A 17781-nucleotide genomic window follows, 5' to 3' on the forward strand; every position below is an offset into this window, starting at 1 on the left:
TCGCGGTCATGCGTGAGAGGCAGTCGGGACACCCCGGGCCGAGCGGGGCGCCCTCCGGCGTGGTGCTCACCGTCCCCGGCGCCCGGGGCGGGTCCACCGGGCCGCGGGACGGGGTCGCCGCGAGCGGCACGACGGGACCCGTCGGGACAGCGGAGCCCGCCGGGACGGCGGCGGCCGTGGACGAGCCCGACCTCGGGCACCACGGCGACGTGGAGGCCACCCCGGGCCTGGTCGACCTGGCCGTCAACGTGCGCCGCGCCCCGATGCCCGACTGGCTGGCCGACCCGATCACCGCCGCGCTCGGCCACCTCGCCGCGTACCCGGACGCCCGGCCCGCGCGGGAGGCCGTCGCCGCCCGGCACGGCCGGCCCCCGGCCGAGGTGCTGCTGACCGCCGGCGCCGCCGAGGGCTTCGTGCTGATCGCCCAGGCGCTGCGCGGCGTCCGCCGCCCGGTGGTCGTGCACCCGCAGTTCACCGAGCCCGAGGCCGCCCTGACGGCGGCCGGGCACCGGGTCGAGCGGGTGCTGCTCGACCCGGCCGAGGGGTTCCGGCTCGACCCCGCGCGCATCCCCGCCGACGCCGACCTGGTCATGATCGGCAACCCGACCAACCCCACCTCGGTGCTGCACCCCGCCGGCGACGTCGCGGCGCTGGCCCGCCCGGGCCGGATCCTCGTCGTCGACGAGGCGTTCGCCGACACCACCACCGCGTCGGGCGTCCCCGGCGAGCCGGAGTCCCTCGCCGCCCGCCGTGACCTGCCCGGCCTGCTGGTGGTCCGCAGCCTCACCAAGACCTGGGGGCTGGCCGGGCTGCGGATCGGCTACCTGCTCGGCGACGCCGCCCTGCTGGACCGGCTCGCCGCCGTGCAGCCGCTGTGGCCGGTGTCCACGCCGGCCCTCGCCGCCGCCGCCGCCTGCGCCGGGCCCGAGGCGGTCGAGGCCGAGCGCGCGATCGCCGCCCGGCTCGCGGCCGACCGCGACCATCTGGTCGCGCGCCTGACCGCCCTTCCCGGGGTACGCGTCGCGGGCCGGCCGGCCAGCGCCTTCGTGCTGATCCACACGCCCGGTGCCGCCGCCGTGCGGGTCGCCCTGCGGGAGCGCGGCTGGGCGGTACGCCGGGGCGACACCTTCCCCGGGCTCGGCCCGGACTGGCTGCGGATCGCCGTCCGCGACCCGGCGACGACCGACGCGTTCATCGAGGTACTGGCGGAGATCCTGGAGGCGTGATGCTGGAGACGACGATCGCGGCGATCGGACCGCTCGACGAGCCGGCGATGGCGGCCGCCCGCGACCTGCAGGGCCGGCTCACCAAGCCGGCCGGCTCGCTCGGCGCGCTGGAGGAACTTTCGGTACGCCTCGCCGGCCTGGCCGGCGCCTGCCCCCCGCCGCTGCCCGAGCCGGCCGCGGTGGCGATCTTCGCCGGGGACCACGGCGTGCACGCCCAGGGCGTCACCCCGTGGCCGCAGGAGGTCACCGCGCAGATGATCGGCAACTTCCTGGCCGGCGGCGCGGTGGTCAACGCGTTCGCCCGGCAGGCCGGCGCCTCGGTCACCGTGGTGGACGTCGGCGTCGCCACGCCGCCCGTCGCCGCCCCGGGCGCGGACACCGGTCCCCGGCTGGTCGAGGCGAACATCCGGCGCGGCACCCGGGACATGACCGTCGAGGCCGCCCTGACCCGTACCGAGGCGCGGGCCGCCGTCGAGACCGGCATCCGGGTCGCCGGCGACCTGGTCGACGCCGGGGCGGGCATCCTGCTCACCGGGGACATGGGGATCGGCAACACGACCCCGGCCGCCGCCCTGGTCGCGGCGTTCGGCGGGGTCGACCCCGCCGAGGCGACCGGTCGCGGTACCGGGGTCGATGATCCCACGTACCGGCGCAAGATCGAGGTGGTGCGGGCCGCGCTGCACCGGCACGCGCCCGACCCGGCGGACCCGCTCGGCGTGCTGGCCGCGGTGGGCGGCCTGGAGCACGCCGCCCTGGCCGGGCTGATCCTGGGCGCCGCGGCCCGCCGGGTCCCGGTGCTGCTGGACGGGGTCATCGCGGTCTCCGCCGCGCTGGCCGCCGCGGCCTTCGCCCCGCACGCCACCGGCGCGATGGTCGCCGGGCACCGCTCGGCCGAACCGGGCGCCACGGTGGCGCTGCACCGGCTGGGGCTGACCCCGCTGATCGATCTCGGGCTGCGCCTCGGCGAGGGCACCGGCGCGCTGCTGGCCCTGCCCGTGGTCACCGGCGCGGTACGCGTGCTGCACGAGGTGGCGACGTTCGACGCGGCGGGGGTGGCCGAGAAGTGAGCGAGCGGACCAGGCGGCTCGACCCCGCGGCGCCCGACGTCGCCGGGGTGCGGAGCGGGGCGGCGGCGTGAGCCGGAACCCGTACCCCCTCGGCCTGCGCCTCGCCGGCCGGCGGGTGGTCGTGGTGGGTGGGGGAGCGGTGGCCACCCGCCGGGTGCCGGCGCTGCTCGACGCGGGCGCGGACGTGTTCCTCGTCGCGCCGGAGTTGACCCCGGCGCTGCGTGCGCACGTCGACGCCGGCCGGCTGCACTGGGCGCGGCGCCGCTTCGCGCCGGAGGACCTGGACGGCGCCTGGCTGGTGCAGGTGGCGGTCGACGACCCGGTCGCCGCGGCGTCGGTCAGCGCGGCGGCCGCCGAGCGGCGGATCTTCTGCGTCCGTGCCGACGACCGGGCCGCGGCGACGGCCTGGACGCCCGCCGTCACCCGGCACGGCCCGGTGACCGTGGCGGTCCTCGGCGGCGGCGACCCGCGCCGCGCGATGACCGTGCGCGACGCGGTCCGCGACCTGCTGAGTGCAAGGAAGGGGCCCTTCTTAACTCCTCCGGTAGAGGAGGGGTCCCCTGTTAACGCCCCCGGCGGGCGCGTGGCACTGGTCGGCGCCGGGCCGGGCGACCCGGAACTGATCACCCTCAAGGGGTGGCGCCTGCTCACCGAGGCGGAGGTGGTGGTCGCCGATCGGCTCGTTCCCGGGCTGCTCCTGGACGAGCTACGGCCCGACGTCGAGCTGGTCGACGCCTCGAAGATCCCCTACGGCCCGTCCCGGGCGCAGGAGGAGATCAACCGCATCCTGGTCGACCGCGCGCTCGCCGGGAAGGCCGTGGTACGGCTCAAGGGCGGTGACCCGTACGTCTTCGGCCGTGGCGGCGAGGAGCTGCTGGCCTGCGCCGAGGCGGGCGTGCCGGTGACCGTGGTGCCCGGGGTGACCAGTGCGGTCGCGGTGCCGGCGGCGGCCGGCGTGCCGGTGACCCACCGGGCGGTGGCGCACGAGTTCACCGTGGTGTCCGGGCACGTCGCACCCGATTCGCCCGCCTCCCTGGTGCGCTGGGAGCACCTGGCCGGGCTCCGCGGCACGCTGGTGATCCTCATGGGGCTGAAGAACCTGCCCGCGATCGCCGCGACGCTGGTCGCGCACGGCCGACCGGCGGACACCCCGGCGGCCGTCGTGCAGGAGGGTACGACCGGCGCGCAGCGGATGCTCCGTTCGACGCTCGGCACGGTCGCCGCCGACGTCGTCGCCGCGGAGCTGCGTCCGCCCGCGGTGGTCGTCGTCGGCGACGTGGTGCCGGTGCTCGCCGCGGCCGGCTGAGCACCCGACCCCGGTCGGGCGCCGCCGGAGGTCCCTCGTCCCCTTTGCTCTGCTTCAACCCACGCACCGGTTCGCCGGCGTTTCCGGTGCGTCCGTTGAAGCAGAGCAAAGGGAGCCGGCAGGAGAGCTGGGCTGGCGGGGTGTGGCCGGTCAACCCGGTCGCGGCCGAACGCGCGACGGCGGCCGGAACGTGTCCGGCCGCCGTCGTCGCTGGTCAGGTCACTGCTTGAGCATGTTGTCCAGCAGCAGGGCGCAGCGGATCACGCCGAGGTGGCTGTAGGCCTGCGGGTGGTTGCCCAGGCCGCGCTCAGCGAGGGGGTCGTACTGCTCGGGCAGCAGCCCGGTCGGCCCGGCGGTGTCGATCATCTGCGTGAACAGCTCCTCCGCGTCGGTGCGGCGGCCGGTACGCAGGTACGCCTCGACGAGCCACGACGTGCAGATGTGGAAGCCACCCTCGCGACCGGGCAGGCCGTCGTCCCAGTGGTAGCGGTAGACGACCGGGCCGCTGCGCAGATCCGCCTCGATCTTCAGCACCGTCGACAGGAACCGGGGGTCGTCGCCGGGCAGCAGCCCGGAGAGCCCGATCCAGAGCGAGGACGCGTCGCTGTCCTCGTGCCCGTACGCGACGCTGTACGCCTCGGCGTGCTCGTGCCAGCCGTACTCCAGCACGTTGGCGCCGATCCGGTCCCGCAGCTCCACCCACTCCGGCCGGTCCTCCCCGCCGTGCTGGCGGACGACGTGCAGCGCCCGGTCGACGGTCATCCAGCACATGACCTTGGAGAAGATGTGGTGCCGGGGTGGGAGGCGGGCCTCCCAGATGCCGTGGTCCGGCTCGTGCCAGCGGCGGCGGACCGCCTCGACCATGTTCTCCAGGACCCGCCACTCGTCCTCGCGGACCGTGCCGCGCGCGTCGGCCACGGCGGCGATCAGGTCGGCGATCGGGCCGAAGACGTCGAGCTGGAGCTGGTGGTTGGCCAGGTTGCCGACCCGGACCGGCCGGGAGCCGGCGTACCCGGGCAGCGTGTCGATGACCGCCTCGGCGCCCAGCTCGTAGCCGTCGACCGTGTAGAGCGGGTGCAGCCGCTCCGGGTGCCCGCCGGTGCGCTCCACGACGCCGTCGATCCAGCGCAGCAGCGCCTCGGCCTCGCCGGTCGAACCGAGGTCGACCAGGGCGCGGGCGCTCATGGCCGCGTCACGCAGCCAGCAGTAGCGGTAGTCCCAGTTGCGGACGCCGCCCAGCTCCTCCGGCAGCGAGGTGGTCGCGGCGGCCAGGATCGAGCCGGACGGCTCGTGGCAGAGCCCCCGCAGGGTGAGCGCGCTGCGGGCGACCAGGTCCCGGGCGGTGCTCGGGAGCCGTAGCGAGGCCACCCAGTCCTTCCAGGGCTGCTCCGCGGCGGCCTGCCGCTCGTGGATCGGCAGCCGGTGGTGTTCCAGGCTGTGGGTGCCGAAACGCATCTCCAGCACGACCTGCCCGCCGGCGGCGGAGAGGTCGACGACGGCCTTGGCCGTCTCGTACACGCCGTCCCCGGTGACCTCCCACTCGACGCCGGGCGAGTAGAGCGCGACCGGCTCGTTGGAGCCGAGCACGAGCAGGCCGTCGCCGAGCGGTTGCAGCTGGACGGCCACCTGCCCGAACTCGGGCCGGGGGGCGAACTCCAGGCGGGCCCGGCCACGGCCGGTGAGCACCCGGACCAGGGTCGAGTCGGCGCTGATGATCGCCGGGCCCTCCGGCGTGGTCTCGGTGTCCGGGAGGTCCAGCCAGTCGGTCACGGTCAGGCCGGACCAGCGGGTCTCGAGGGTCATCGTGCCCGACCGGTACCGCTGGCCGAGCGGGATGCCGCCGCGCTCGGGCGCGACGCTGAAGTATCCGGCCGGGCCGCCACCCACCAGGTCGGCGAAGATCGCCGCCGAGTCGGGCTTGGGGTTGCAGAGCCAGGTGATCTTGGCCTCGGGGGTGACCAGGGCGACCGTACGCCCGTTGGCCAGCATCGAGTGTCGCTCGATGGGCACCGCCCGCTCGCCGAACAGCCAGTGTCGCCGGGTCTCCAGCAGCAGCCCGAGGGCCCGGGCCGCCTCGATCGGCTCGGCCACCCGGTACTGCGCCTTGGTGTCGCCCGGCCCGATCTTGATGCCGACGTCCGGGCCGTGCAGGTTGCCGAAGGCGTTCTCGTCGGTGACGTCGTCGCCGATGAACAGCACGGCGCTCGCGGAGAGCTGGGTGCGCAGCTGGTCGACGGCCGTGCCCTTGTGGGTGGCCACCACCGACAGCTCGATGACCTCCTTGCCCTGGGTGACGGTGACGCCGTCCCAGGTGGCGGGGCCGCTGCGGACCGCCTCGATGGCGGCGGCGGCGACCTGCGGGTCGGCGCCGCGGGTGTGCACCGCCACGCTGGCCGGCTTGCGCTCCAGCCGGATCCCGGGGTGGGCGGCGGCGATCTCCCGAAGCGTCTCGCGCAGCCGGGTGCGGACGGCGATCAGCTCGGGGGAGAGCCGCTCGACGAAGCCGATGTCGAACTCCGAGCCGTGGCTGCCGACCAGGTGGACCTCGCTGGGCAGCCGGGACAGCGCGGCCAGGTCGCGCAACGCCCGCCCGGAGACCACCGCCACGGTGGTCTGCGGCAGCGCGGCGAGCGCGCGCACCGCGGCCACCGACTCCGGCAGCGGTACGGCCTTGCTCGGGTCCTCGACGATCGGCGCGAGCGTGCCGTCGTAGTCGCAGGCGATGAGCAGCTGCGGTACGCGGGCGATCCGGCCGATGGCCGTGCGCAGCTCCCGATCCAGGCTGCCGGCGGTGGACGTGACGACGTCGGGGGCGGCGTTCACGCGGCGTCCGCCTCGGGCACCCCGAGCTCGGTGAGGAACGACTTCGCCCAGTGCCCCACGTCGTGGGTGCGCAGATGGCGTTGCATTGTCCGCATACGGCGGCGGGCCTCCGGCTTCTCCACGTGCACGGCCCGCAGCAGGGCGTCCTTGACCGCGTCGGGGTCGTGCGGGTTGCACAGGAACGCCTGACGCAGCTCGGTGGCGGCGCCGGCGAACTCACTGAGCACGAGCGCGCCACCCTGGTCGGCGCGCGATGCGACGTACTCCTTGGCCACCAGATTCATTCCGTCTCGCAGGGGGGTCACCATCATCACGTCGGCGGCGGCGTACATCGCGGCCAGCTCAGTGCGACTGTACGACTGATGCAGATAATGCACCGCGGGGACGCCCACCCTGCCGAATTCGCCATTAATCCGACCAACCTCGCGCTCGACCTTGACGCGAAGTGCCTGGTAGTGCTCCACCCGCTCGCGGCTCGGCGTCGCCACCTGCACCATAACCGCGTCCGGCACTGTCAACTTTCCGTCAGCGAGCAGCTCGCGGAATGCCTTGAGCCGCAACTCGATGCCCTTGGTGTAGTCGAGCCGGTCGACGCCCAGGATGATCGTCTTCGGGTTGCCCAGCTCCTCCCGGATCTCCTTCGCCCGCGCCTGGATGGCCGGGTCGGCGGCCAGCCGCTCCATCTCCATCGTGTCGATCGAGATGGGGAAGGCGCCCGCCTTCACCTGGCGGCCGTCCACCTGGATCATCTGCCCCTCGTAGCGGAGGCCGAGCAGGTGCCGGGCCAGCCGGACGAAGTTCTGCGCCGCCAGTCGCTGCTGGAAGCCCACCAGGTCCGCGCCGAGCAGCCCGCGCAGGATCTCGGTGCGGAACGGCATCTGCATGAACAGCTCGATCGGCGGGAACGGGATGTGCAGGAAGAAACCGATGCGCAGGTCCGGCCGCAGCTCGCGGAGCATCGCCGGCACGAGCTGGAGCTGGTAGTCCTGCACCCACACCGTCGCGCCCTCGGCGGCGACGTCCGCCGCGGCCTCCGCGAACCGGGCGTTGACCAGGCGGTACGCCTCCCGCCAGCGTCGTTTGTAGACCGGCGTCTCGACCGCGTCGTGGTAGAGCGGCCAGATCGTGGCGTTCGACTGCCCCTCGTAGTAACGCTCCAGTTCGTCCGCGCTGAGCGGCACCGGGTGCAGCCGGATGCCCTCCAGGTCGAACGGCTCGGGCGCGGCGCCGGTGCCGCCGGCCCAGCCGACCCAGGTGCCCTTGTGCTCGGCGAGGACCGGGTGCAGGGCGGTGACCAGTCCGCCCGGACTGCGTCGCCACTGCCGCCCCTCGGGTGTGCTCACCTCGTCGACGGGCAGGCGGTTGGCCACTACGACAAAGGAGCTACGGACGGTCACGTTCGGCCACCTCCGGGTGCAGACGGGTCCACCGCGATGAGCGTACTGAGCGTAGCTGCGGCCTCTGGTGCCCCGTGTCGGAGTTACCTACCCGTCCCACGTCCGCCGAACCCCCGGCGTGATCTTGACGACAGCGGTGTGCCGCGTACCGGGAAGAGGCGGGGTGATGTGGGCGGAGCGCGGCGTACCTGTCAGGATTGACGACGGCGTGCGTGCGGCCGGGCTTTCGGCCGGCGGCGGCGGGCGGAAGTCGCGGCCCGCGCCCGCGCCACCAGCTCGCGACCGCAACCGACGGAGGGTAGCCCGCACCGTGGCCCAGTTCATCTACGTCCTGGACAAGGCGCGCAAGGCGCACGGCGACAAGGTCGTGCTCGACAACGTGACGCTGAACTTCCTGCCGGGTGCCAAGATCGGTGTGGTCGGCCCGAACGGCGCCGGTAAGTCCAGCCTGCTCAAGATCATGGCCGGCTGGGACCAGCCGAGCAACGGCGAGGCCCGGCTGATGCCCGGCTTCACCGTCGGCATGCTGGCGCAGGAGCCGCCGCTCAACGACGCCAAGACCGTCCTCGGGAACATCGAGGAGGCGGTCGCCGAGACCAAGGCCAAGCTGGAGCGGTTCAACAAGATCGCCGAGCAGATGGCGACGGACTACTCCGACGAGCTGATGGAGGAGATGGGCAAGCTCCAGGAGGAGCTGGACCACGCCGACGCGTGGGACATCGACTCCAAGCTCGAGCTGGCCATGGACGCGCTGCGCTGCCCGCCGCCGGACGCCGACGTCACGCAGCTCTCCGGTGGGGAGCGCCGCCGGGTCGCGCTCTGCAAGCTGCTGCTGGAGACGCCCGACCTGCTGCTGCTCGACGAGCCGACCAACCACCTGGACGCGGAGAGCGTGCAGTGGCTTGAGCAGCACCTGGCCAAGTACGCCGGCACCGTCATCGCGATCACCCACGACCGGTACTTCCTCGACAACGTGGCCAACTGGATCCTGGAACTGGACCGCGGCCGTGCCTACCCGTACGAGGGCAACTACTCCACCTACCTGGAGAAGAAGGCCGCCCGGTTGGCCGTCGAGGGTCGCCGGGACGCCAAGCTGAAGAAGCGCCTCTCCGATGAGCTGGAGTGGGTCCGCTCCAACGCCAAGGCCCGGCAGACGAAGTCGAAGGCCCGGCTCGACCGGTACGACGAGATGGCCACCGAGGCGGAGAAGACCCGGAAGCTGGACTTCGAGGAGATCCAGATCCCGCCGGGCCCGCGCCTGGGCAGCACCGTCATCGAGGCGAAGAACCTGACGAAGGCCTTCGGCGACCGGGTGCTGATCGACGACCTCAGCTTCTCGCTGCCGCGCAACGGCATCGTCGGCGTGATCGGCCCGAACGGCGTCGGCAAGACCACCCTGTTCAAGACCATCGTCGGGCTGGAGGAGCCGACCGACGGCACGGTCCGGGTGGGCGAGACGGTCTCCCTGTCGTACGTCGACCAGAGCCGGCAGGGCCTGGCGGGCGACAAGACGGTCTGGGAGGTCGTCTCCGACGGACTGGACCACCTGATGGTGGGCAAGGTCGAGATGCCGTCGCGGGCGTACATCGCCGCGTTCGGCTTCAAGGGGCCGGACCAGCAGAAGCCGACCAAGGTGCTCTCCGGCGGCGAGCGCAACCGGCTCAACCTGGCGCTGACGCTGAAGATCGGCGGCAACGTCATCCTGCTCGACGAGCCGACCAACGACCTGGACGTGGAGACCCTCTCCAGCCTGGAGAACGCGCTGCTGGAGTTCCCCGGCTGCGCCGTGGTCATCTCCCACGACCGGATGTTCCTCGACCGGGTCGCGACGCACATCCTGGCCTGGGAGGGCGACGACCAGAACCCGGCGAAGTGGTTCTGGTTCGAGGGCAACTTCGAGGCGTACGAGAAGAACAAGATCGACCGTCTGGGCGCGGAGGCCGCCCGGCCCCACCGGGTGACCTACCGCAAGCTGACCCGCGACTGAGCATGGCGGACCGTTTCGTCTACCACTGCACCCTGCGGTGGTCCGACCTGGACGCGTACGGCCACGTCAACAACTCGCGCTTCCTCACCCTGTACGAGGAGGCGCGGGTGGCGTTGATGTTCGCCGGCGGCCGGGCGTGGGGGGTGGGCTCGTTCGCCGACGGCGTGGTGATCCGCCGGCACGAGATCGACTACCTGCGGCCGGTCGACTACGCCCTCGGCCGGGCCACCGCGGAGGCGGCCCCGACGGTGCGGATCGAGATGTGGGTGGCGGAGATCCGGGCGGCGGCCTTCACCGTCGCGTACGAGATGTACGACGGCGACCGCCTCGTCAGCCGCGCCCGGTCGGTGCTGGTGCCGTTCGACCTCGACCTCCAGCTGCCCCGGCGGTTGTCGCCGGAGGAGCGCGAGTTCCTCCTCACGTACGCCCCGCAGGCCGGCCCGGCGTGACCGGCCCGGACAACGCCGGCCGGGAGGCCGCCGGGGCGGCGGTCGCCGGTCACCGGCTGTCCGGCGTCGCCGACGCGGGCGCGTTCCTGGCCCGGCTGGTCCGGCTGGACCGGGCGGCGCTGGTGCGGCTGCGCCCGGCCGGCGGCGGGGGTCGCACCGCCCTCTGGGGGCGCCTGCCGTGGGGAGTGCTGGTCGTCCGCACGGTCGCCGGTGCCGGCCCGGGTGACGACGTCACCGTGGCGGCCGGCGAGCTGCTGGCGGAGCTGACGGCCGGCGGTGCGGCGCTGCCGGCCCGGCGGGACGCCGACTGGCGCTGGCCGTTGCCGCCCGCGGCCAGCCGGCGGGTGGAGACCCTGCCGGCCGCCGAGGTGCGCCGGGTGGCGTCGGCCGCCGCGGACGCCCTGCGGGACGCCGCGGCGCACGGCGTGGGCGGACGCGCGGTGGGGCAGCGCGCCCTGCGCGATGCCCTCCTCGACCACGTGCCGGTGGTCGTCACCCCGGACGATCCGCCCGGCGAACCGGTCGAGGTCTCCCAGCGGTTGGTCCAGGGTGTGGTGCGCATGGGCTTCCTGGGCGGGGACGAGACGGGCGGCGGGGTGCAGGTGCGTGCCGCCGGCCGGTGGGTCGGTCTGGTCGGCCCGTACGGAGCCGCATGGTCGCAGACGGCGACGGATCTCGCCGTCCGGCCGGCGACCAATCACCCGTTCGGGTGACCCCCGATCATCCTTCTGTCCTGGGGCTGTCGTTGGGGGGATGCTTCCGCCCGGCTGTCCGGGTACCGTCCATCCTCGGATCCAACGCACCGTAGGCGACTGGATCCGCTGGGGAGTGAGGTGCGCGAGCGATGCCGTGGTGGTCATGGCGCCCCGGTCCCGCCAACGGCGGCGGTGACCCGGACAGTCGTAGCGGGATCACAGTGGAGGGCACCGTCCGGGTCGGGCCCCCGACCCCACGTCAGCCGGGCGACAACTGCCCAGGTGCCGACCGTCCCCCGATCGCCGACATGCCGGCGACCGTGGCACCGGTGACGCTCAGCCGGGTCTGCGACGCGCTCGACCTGCTCGACGTGCGCTATCTGGCCGACGGCGACGGCAACCTGCTGGCGATGTGGGAGCGGCACGCCGTCCTGGTCACCCTCGAGGGCCCGGAGGACGAGATCCTGGTGATGCGGGCGCGTCCACACGCGACGGTCCCGCCGGACTGGGAGGACCGGGCCTACCGCGTCGTCAACGAGTGGAACCACACCCGCCGTTTCTGCAAGGCGTACATCGGCGACCCGACCGAGCGCGGCCAGCTCCCGATCTACGCGGAGCTCCAGGTACCGTTCGGCGCCGGGGCGCACGACGCGCTCCTGGTCGAGATGCTCGACTGCGGCGCGGCGGTGGCCACCAGCTTCGTCGACTGGCTGCACGACGAGGGCGCCCTGCTCTGAGGCGCCGTCGGGGGACCGCCCCGACCGGGGTCACGCCGGCGCGGCCGGGTCCTCCATCACGTTCACCATGAAGTACGCGGCCCGCTCCAGGTACTCCCAGAGCGCGGCGGCGAGGTGGGGCGGTAAATCCAGCCGGTCCACGGCGTGCCGCATGTGCTTCAGCCACGCGTCCCGCTCGGCGGCCCCGATCCGGAACGGCGCGTGCCGCATCCGCAGGCGCGGGTGCCCCCGCTGCGCGGAGTACGTGTTCGGCCCGCCCCAGTACTGCATCAGGAACAGGGTCATCCGGTCCGCCGCCGGCCCCAGGTCCTCCGGGTACATCGGGCGCAGCAGCGGGTCGGTGGCGACGCCCGCGTAGAACTCGTCCACCAGCCTGCGGAATGTCGGCTCCCCACCGACCGCCTCGAAGAACGTCGTCGGCGCACCGGACTCAGCTGCGGGATTCACCGTTCCATCCTGCCAGGTGCCCGGTTCCGCTCCGGCGCCGCCCGCTGTGGGGCGGGTCACCGCCGTGGTGGGACCGGTCAGGTCACCACGTGCCAGTGGCGCCCCGACTCGCCCGACCGGCCGCCGTCCGGGTGGTCCCCGGGACCACGGCCGCCCACCGGGGTCCGGCCCGGCCCGGCGGGTGACCGGGACGGTTGTGGTGGCACCTCCGCCGGGCCGTCCGGCTCCGCCACCGGTCGGCCACCCTGCTGGGCGGCGGTGACCGCCGCGTCGACGGTGGCCGGGCTCGGCCAGTTCAACGCGACGAGAGCCATCAGCAGGACGCCCGCCGCGCTCCAGACCCCGACCACCAGTGGAATGGAGAAGCGGTCGGCGAGCAGGCCGGTGACCAGGACCGCGAGGCCCTGGATCACCTGGACGCCGGTCGCCATGACACCGAAGGCCCGAGCGCGGAAGCCGTCCGGCAGGGCCCGCACGAACAGGCCGTTGGCCATCGGCAGCATGCCGGCGACGGCGAACCCGCACGCGGCCGCCATCAGCGCCACCACCAGCGGTGGCGGGTCGAGCAGGGCGGGAACCAGCGTCAGGGGGGCCACGACGGCCAGCGGCCGCATCAGCGCCAGCCGCCGGGCCGGCGTCACCGCGCGGCCGACGATCAGACCGCCGAGGATGAACCCGACCGGATTGGCGGCCATGATGACCGCCTGGGCGGCCCCCCGCTCCATGTCGTCGGCGTGCCGACCCGCCCACGCCGCCGCGAGGCCCTCCGGGACGATGGAGAACAGCATCGCGCTGAAGACCAGGATCGCGATGGCGCGCAGCACCGGGGTGCCGAAGACGATCCGGAAGCCCTCGCCGGTCTCCCGGAGCAGGTGGCTGCGGTGCGCGGCGGTCATCGCGGGCGGTCGGTCGGCCACGCCGAGGCGGAGGAGGACGGCCGACGCACCGAAGGTCCCCGCGTTGATCAGCAAAGCGGCGGCCGGGTTCGCCGCGGCGATGGCGGCACCGGCCAGGTAGCCGACGACCTGCGCGGCCTGGCCGACGCTGGCGTTCACGGACAGGCCGACCACGAGACGGTCACCGCTCAGGATGAGCGGCATGAGCGCCGACCGCGCGGCCTGGCTCGGCGGGTTGGCCAGGGTGGCGAGGAAGAGCAGGGCCAGGATCGCCGGGCTCGGCATTCCGGGGATCGCGATGACCAGCATCAGCGCCATCCGGACGAGGTCGCAGGTGACCATGACCCGCCGGTACGGGTACCGCTCGGCGAGCGTCGCGAGCAGCGGGCCACCGACGATCCAGGGCAGGTAACTGACGGCGAACGCGGTGGCGGAGAGCGCCACCGACTCGGTCTCCCGGTAGATCAGCAGGGTGACGGCGGCCTTCGCGATGTAGTCGCCGATCCAGCCCAGCGTGCTCGCCGTGAAGACGGCCCGGTACTCGCGTTGGGCGAACACCTCGCGGAAGGTGGCCGGCCCTTCCGGAGAAGGTCGCTCGTCGGACACCGTCGCCTCCATCGTTCCGCTGGACCGGCCACTCGTGATGGCCCGGCCTGGGAACCGTCGTCAGATCTGCCGATCAGCGAGGACGTGACCACGCTCCGCGGGGGGAGCGTGTGCACGGGATTCTGCCCGAAAGTCCGACAACTGGCTAGGCCGGACGGGTTGATCGTCGCATCGCCGACTGAACGAACGGACGATATCCGAGGGGCCGGCCGGCGGGAACCCCGCTGCTTTCGTCAGGTGGCGCCCCCGACCCCGGTCTCGCCGGGCGCCCGTGCCGGCAGGCCCGGGTAGAGCCGAGCTGCGGCGATCTTGGCGGTGATCCCCGAGTTCTCCAGGGCCTCGGCCAGCCGGCGGCGCAGCTCCCGGCCCACCGCGAACTGCCCGTCCGCCGTCGTCTTCACCACGGTACGGATCACGGCGCCCTCCACCGTCATCTGCTCGACGCCCAGCACCTCCGGCGCCTCGACGATCTCCGGCGCCAGCTCCGGGTCCAGCGCGACCGAGGCGGCCGCCGTCCGCAGCACCGCCGTCGCCTCCTCGGTACTGGCGAAGCCGATGGGCAGGTCGACCACGACCAGCGCCCAGCCCTGGCTTTTGTTGCCGACCCGGATGATCTCGCCGTTGCGGATGTACCAGAGCACCCCCCGCCCGTCCCGGACCGTCGTCACCCGCAGCCCCACCGACTCGACCACACCGGTGGCCTCACCGAGGTCGACCGTGTCCCCGACGCCGTACTGGTCCTCGATCAGCATGAACAGGCCGGCGATCAGGTCCTTCACCAGGCTCTGCGCGCCGAAGCCGAGCGCCACGCCGGCGATGCCCGCGCTGGCGAGCAGCGGCGCCAGGTCGAAGCTGAACTCCTTGAGCACCATCAGCAGCGCGATGCCGAAGATGAACGCGGTGGCGAGGCTGCGCAGCACGGACCCGATCGCCTCGGCCCGCTGGCGCCGCCGCTCCGGGATGAACTCGCCCGGCTCGGTGGGCGCCGTGGGGATCCGTTCCCGCAGCGGCCGGAGCATGGTGGGTACGCCGGCCTCGCTGGTCGTCCGGACGAGCCGCTTGATCGTCCGGTGCACCAGCCACCGTGCCGCCACGGCCAGCAGCAGGATCAGGGCGATGCGCAGCGGCTTGATCAGGATCCAGTAGCTGCCCTCCGCGAACCAGACGGACCCGGTCAGCTCCCAGGCGCCGCGGCCGACCGTCTCGTCCAGGCACTCCGGGCTCGGGGTGCCCTCGGGGGCGGGGGTCGGCGCGGCCGACATGATCGAGATGGATTCATCCACCCTGTCTTCGTACCGCAAGCGGCCGGACCGCTGCCGGTCGACCCGCCACGGCGTGACCCGGACCGGGATCGGCGTCGACGTCCCGCCCGCGCGACCGGTCCCGGTCGCCGGCACCGGCCCGGCCGGCGGTCGTGATCAGGGCGAACCGGTCATCGGTGGCAGGGGTGGGGAAAGCTTCGGTGGGGGACCCCGGATTAGTACGTGCAATCCGGGGTCTTATCAGGGACGATTGGCGCACGGACGTCGGTGATCCGGGCCGGCGTCGGTCGGTGGGTCGCTGCGCCCGTTTCCGGCCGGCGGTGGCGAGCAGGGGCCGCTGAACCGGGAGGGTGAGCGCGATGCCTGACATACGACCCACGGTGGGCTCCGGCGCGCTCGTCCTCAACGCCACCTACGAGCCCCTGTGTGTCGTGTCCGTCCGTCGTGCCGCCATTCTCGTGCTCTCCGCGAAGGCCGTCTGCGTCGCCGACGGCGACGGCGTCCTGCACAGCGCCCGCAACTCGCTCCCGGTCCCGTCGGTCGTCCGGCTCACCCGCTTCGTCCGGGTGCCGTACCGCACGCACGTGGGCCTGTCCCGACGGGCGATCTTCGCCCGCGACGGCTGGCGCTGCGCCTACTGCCGGGGCCCGGCGGAGACCATCGACCACGTCTTCCCCCGCAGCCGGGGCGGCCGGCACGCCTGGGAGAACGTGGTGGCGGCCTGTGCCCGGTGCAACCACACGAAGGGCGACAAGACCCCCGCCGAGCTGGGCTGGCGGCTGCACGCGCTGCCGGCCGCCCCGAAGGGCACCGCGTGGCGCGTGCTCGGCCACCGGGCGCCCGACCCGCGCTGGGCGGACTGGCTGGACCTGCGCGAGCCCGAGGCGGCCTGAGCGGGCCGGGCTCACCGCGGCCGGGAGGTCACCAGCGAGGCGAACACCACGACGTTGTCGGCGTAGCCGGTCCCGCCGCCGACCCACCGGCCGCCGCAGGTCACCAACCGCAGGTTGGGCCGGCTGAAGTCGCCGAAGACCTGGTCGGCCGGGAATCTCTCCTTGTCGAACCGCTCCACCGAGTTGACCTCGAACACCGCCACCGTGCGGTCGGAGCGGGTCACCTCCACCTGGTCGCCCGCGTCGAGGGTGCGCAACCCGTGGAACACCGCCGGCCCGGTGGTGGTGTCCACGTGCCCGACGATGACGGCCGGGCCGTACTGCCCCGGGGTCGGGCCCTGGTCGTACCAGCCGGCCTCGTGGGCGCGGCCGGCGTCCGGCGCGGCGATGGTGCCGTCCGGGGCGAGCCCGACGGTGTGCACCGGGGCCGCCACGTCGATCGCCTCGATCTCGATGGCGACGGGCGGGCTCGCGGGCAGCACCGGGAACTTCTTCGGCGGCGGACGCAGGCCGGCCGTGAACCGGTCCGGCAGCAGGCTCACCCCGGTGATCCGCTCCACCCCGAGCATCGCGATGATCAGCACCATCAGCGTCCCGATCACCAGGACCGGCACACCCGGGTTCCGCGAGGGCACCAGCCGCCGGCCGGCGGCCACCCAGCGGTGGCGCGGACGCGCCGGCAGTGGACCGGCGGCCGGGTCGGTGGTGGGAACGCTGGCGGCGACGGTCTGCCCGGCGACCCGCCGCAGCCGCCGTGCGGTCGCGCCGGCCAGCCGGGCGGACGCCCGCAGCGCCCGCCGGGTGGCGGCCCCCGCCCGGGCCCGCCGGGTGGCCGCCCGGGCCCGGCCCGATCGGGTACGCCTGTGCGCTCCGGCCATGGCGGGAGGTGGAGGTCAGGAGCCGGCCCCGGAACGGCGGCTGCCGAAGAAGCCGAACCCGACGGCGAGGGCCACCGCGGCGATGCCACCGATCAGCAGCAGCGAGCCGGGTCCGCCGGCGGTGCCGCCGCCCCCGGTCGCCGGCCCCTTCGTGGGCTGCTGCATGTTCAGCACCGTCAGCGTCGTGGTCGCGGTGTTGCCGTTCTCGCAGCGCAGGTCCACCTGGTAGTCGCCCGGCTCCCTGCTGCCGGGGATGGTGACCTGCCCGGTGAGGAAGCCGTTGTCCGGCCGGAGGAACACCCGCCCGAAGGCGTCGGACTGCACCGTCGCCTGGCGGTTGTTGGCGTTGTCGCAGCTGGCCCGGATGCTGACCCGGGTGCCCGCCTGCGCCGGGTTCGGCGTCACCTCGACGAAGGCGTTCTCGGTGGCCCGCACGGGTGCGGCTCCGACCAGGACGAACGCCGCCACCAAGGCCAGCATGGCGAGTACGCGATGACCCCGCATGATTCCCCCTCCCGGTGACGACCACCGGAACCCCTCCCCGGGTGACCGGCCCTGCTTTCCCGCTGGCCCGGCGGCAAACCACGGGTGCGGGTCAGCGCCGGGCGGGTGGGGCGGGTGGGGGCAGTGGGGTGACCGGGTGCCAGTCCAGTGGGGTGGACAGAACCATGGTGCTGGACGGCTGGCCGTACGGGGCGAGTCGGTCGATGACCGCCTCGAACTCCCCGATCGACCCGGCCGCGACCTTCAGCATGCTGCACGCGTCGCCGGTGATCCGGTGGATCTCCATGATCTCCGGCCAGTCCTCCACCTCCGGGTCGTTGAGGATGCAACGGGCTCCGTAGCAGGACATCCGGATCAGCGCCACGACCGTCCGCCCGGCCCGGCTCAGGTCGACGTGCGCGTGGTAGCCGGTGATCACACCCGACTCCTCCAGCCGGCGTACGCGTTCCGCCACCGCCGGCGGGGACAGATGCACCCGCCGGGACAGTTCGCTGTACGACAGCCGGGCGTCGGCCTGCAGCTCGCGCAGCAGCGCCCAGTCCATCTCGTCCACGCACCGACCTTACGTTCTTCAACCGGATCGGTGCCATCGCCTTGCGATCAACAGG

16 protein-coding genes are annotated in these 17781 nt (G+C 73.8%); 8 read left to right on the top strand and 8 right to left on the bottom strand.

Annotation, left to right across the window (positions count from 1 at the left end; translation table 11 throughout):
• Positions 1 to 8 precede the first annotated feature (8 nt).
• The 3 genes from cobC (at position 9) to cobA (ending at position 3599) form a co-directional block, all read left to right on the top strand.
• A complete protein-coding gene (gene cobC, locus ACN26Y_RS13595; protein ID WP_422734784.1) occupies positions 9 to 1226 on the top strand; it encodes an Rv2231c family pyridoxal phosphate-dependent protein CobC in 1218 nt (405 codons plus the stop codon).
• On the top strand, positions 1226 to 2293 hold the full coding sequence (gene cobT / locus ACN26Y_RS13600) for a nicotinate-nucleotide--dimethylbenzimidazole phosphoribosyltransferase (RefSeq protein ID WP_422734785.1): 1068 nt from the start codon (positions 1226 to 1228) through the stop codon (positions 2291 to 2293). The genes cobC and cobT overlap by 1 nt, the downstream gene beginning before the upstream one ends.
• 67 nt (positions 2294 to 2360) lie before the next feature.
• On the top strand, positions 2361 to 3599 hold the full coding sequence (gene cobA, locus ACN26Y_RS13605) for a uroporphyrinogen-III C-methyltransferase (RefSeq protein WP_155330634.1): 1239 nt from the start codon (positions 2361 to 2363) through the stop codon (positions 3597 to 3599).
• A gap of 219 nt (positions 3600 to 3818) precedes the next feature.
• Here cobA and otsB read toward each other — a convergent pair whose 3' ends face one another.
• Both otsB and ACN26Y_RS13615 read right to left on the bottom strand, forming a co-directional pair.
• Positions 3819 to 6422 carry a trehalose-phosphatase gene (gene otsB, locus ACN26Y_RS13610; protein WP_155330635.1) on the bottom strand — a complete coding sequence of 868 codons (2604 nt, stop codon included), beginning with the start codon at positions 6420 to 6422 and terminating at the stop codon, positions 3819 to 3821.
• Positions 6419 to 7819, bottom strand: coding sequence for an alpha,alpha-trehalose-phosphate synthase (UDP-forming) (locus tag ACN26Y_RS13615; RefSeq protein ID WP_155330636.1), 1401 nt, complete (start codon positions 7817 to 7819; stop codon positions 6419 to 6421). The genes otsB and ACN26Y_RS13615 overlap by 4 nt, the downstream gene beginning before the upstream one ends.
• A gap of 310 nt (positions 7820 to 8129) precedes the next feature.
• Between ACN26Y_RS13615 and ettA the strand changes: the two genes are divergently transcribed.
• The 4 genes from ettA to ACN26Y_RS13635 all read left to right on the top strand — a co-directional run bounded on the left by ettA (position 8130) and on the right by ACN26Y_RS13635 (position 11687).
• Positions 8130 to 9806 (top strand): energy-dependent translational throttle protein EttA, encoded by a 1677-nt coding sequence (gene ettA, locus ACN26Y_RS13620; protein WP_155330637.1) that lies wholly within the window; start codon positions 8130 to 8132, stop codon positions 9804 to 9806.
• Positions 9807 to 9808: 2 nt separating this feature from the next.
• On the top strand, positions 9809 to 10255 hold the full coding sequence (locus ACN26Y_RS13625; RefSeq protein ID WP_155330638.1) for an acyl-CoA thioesterase: 447 nt from the start codon (positions 9809 to 9811) through the stop codon (positions 10253 to 10255).
• Complete coding sequence (locus tag ACN26Y_RS13630) at positions 10252 to 10968, top strand: hypothetical protein (protein WP_155330639.1); 717 nt, start codon at positions 10252 to 10254, stop codon at positions 10966 to 10968. The genes ACN26Y_RS13625 and ACN26Y_RS13630 overlap by 4 nt, the downstream gene beginning before the upstream one ends.
• Before the next feature lie 131 nt (positions 10969 to 11099).
• Positions 11100 to 11687: a YbjN domain-containing protein gene (locus ACN26Y_RS13635; RefSeq protein WP_155330640.1), complete on the top strand. Its 588-nt coding sequence runs from the start codon at positions 11100 to 11102 to the stop codon at positions 11685 to 11687.
• A 30-nt stretch (positions 11688 to 11717) separates the two neighbouring features.
• Here ACN26Y_RS13635 and ACN26Y_RS13640 read toward each other — a convergent pair whose 3' ends face one another.
• The 3 genes from ACN26Y_RS13640 to ACN26Y_RS13650 form a co-directional block, all read right to left on the bottom strand.
• Positions 11718 to 12194 carry a globin gene (locus ACN26Y_RS13640; protein ID WP_305070155.1) on the bottom strand — a complete coding sequence of 159 codons (477 nt, stop codon included), beginning with the start codon at positions 12192 to 12194 and terminating at the stop codon, positions 11718 to 11720.
• 17 nt (positions 12195 to 12211) lie between these two features.
• Entirely contained in the window at positions 12212 to 13648 is a 1437-nt protein-coding gene (locus ACN26Y_RS13645) for an MFS transporter (RefSeq protein ID WP_230688986.1), read from the bottom strand.
• Between the two features lie 221 nt (positions 13649 to 13869).
• A complete protein-coding gene (locus tag ACN26Y_RS13650; RefSeq protein ID WP_422734930.1) occupies positions 13870 to 14898 on the bottom strand; it encodes a mechanosensitive ion channel family protein in 1029 nt (342 codons plus the stop codon).
• A gap of 359 nt (positions 14899 to 15257) precedes the next feature.
• Here ACN26Y_RS13650 and ACN26Y_RS13655 point away from each other — a divergent pair, with 359 nt between their 5' ends.
• Positions 15258 to 15791, top strand: coding sequence for an HNH endonuclease (locus tag ACN26Y_RS13655; RefSeq protein WP_155330642.1), 534 nt, complete (start codon positions 15258 to 15260; stop codon positions 15789 to 15791).
• Positions 15792 to 15802: 11 nt separating this feature from the next.
• On the opposite strand, the gene ACN26Y_RS13660 is transcribed toward ACN26Y_RS13655, so the two are convergent.
• The 3 genes from ACN26Y_RS13660 to ACN26Y_RS13670 form a co-directional block, all read right to left on the bottom strand.
• Positions 15803 to 16669 (bottom strand): class F sortase, encoded by an 867-nt coding sequence (locus ACN26Y_RS13660; RefSeq protein WP_155330643.1) that lies wholly within the window; start codon positions 16667 to 16669, stop codon positions 15803 to 15805.
• A 15-nt stretch (positions 16670 to 16684) separates the two neighbouring features.
• Positions 16685 to 17149, bottom strand: a complete 465-nt coding sequence (locus tag ACN26Y_RS13665) for a hypothetical protein (RefSeq protein WP_196255905.1) — start codon at positions 17147 to 17149, stop codon at positions 16685 to 16687.
• A gap of 115 nt (positions 17150 to 17264) precedes the next feature.
• Positions 17265 to 17726, bottom strand: coding sequence for an Lrp/AsnC family transcriptional regulator (locus tag ACN26Y_RS13670; RefSeq protein WP_155330645.1), 462 nt, complete (start codon positions 17724 to 17726; stop codon positions 17265 to 17267).
• Positions 17727 to 17781 lie beyond the last annotated feature (55 nt).

The sequence above is a fragment of the Micromonospora sp. WMMD558 genome (assembly GCF_049315255.1).
Taxonomy (GTDB): Bacteria; Actinomycetota; Actinomycetes; order Mycobacteriales; family Micromonosporaceae; genus Micromonospora.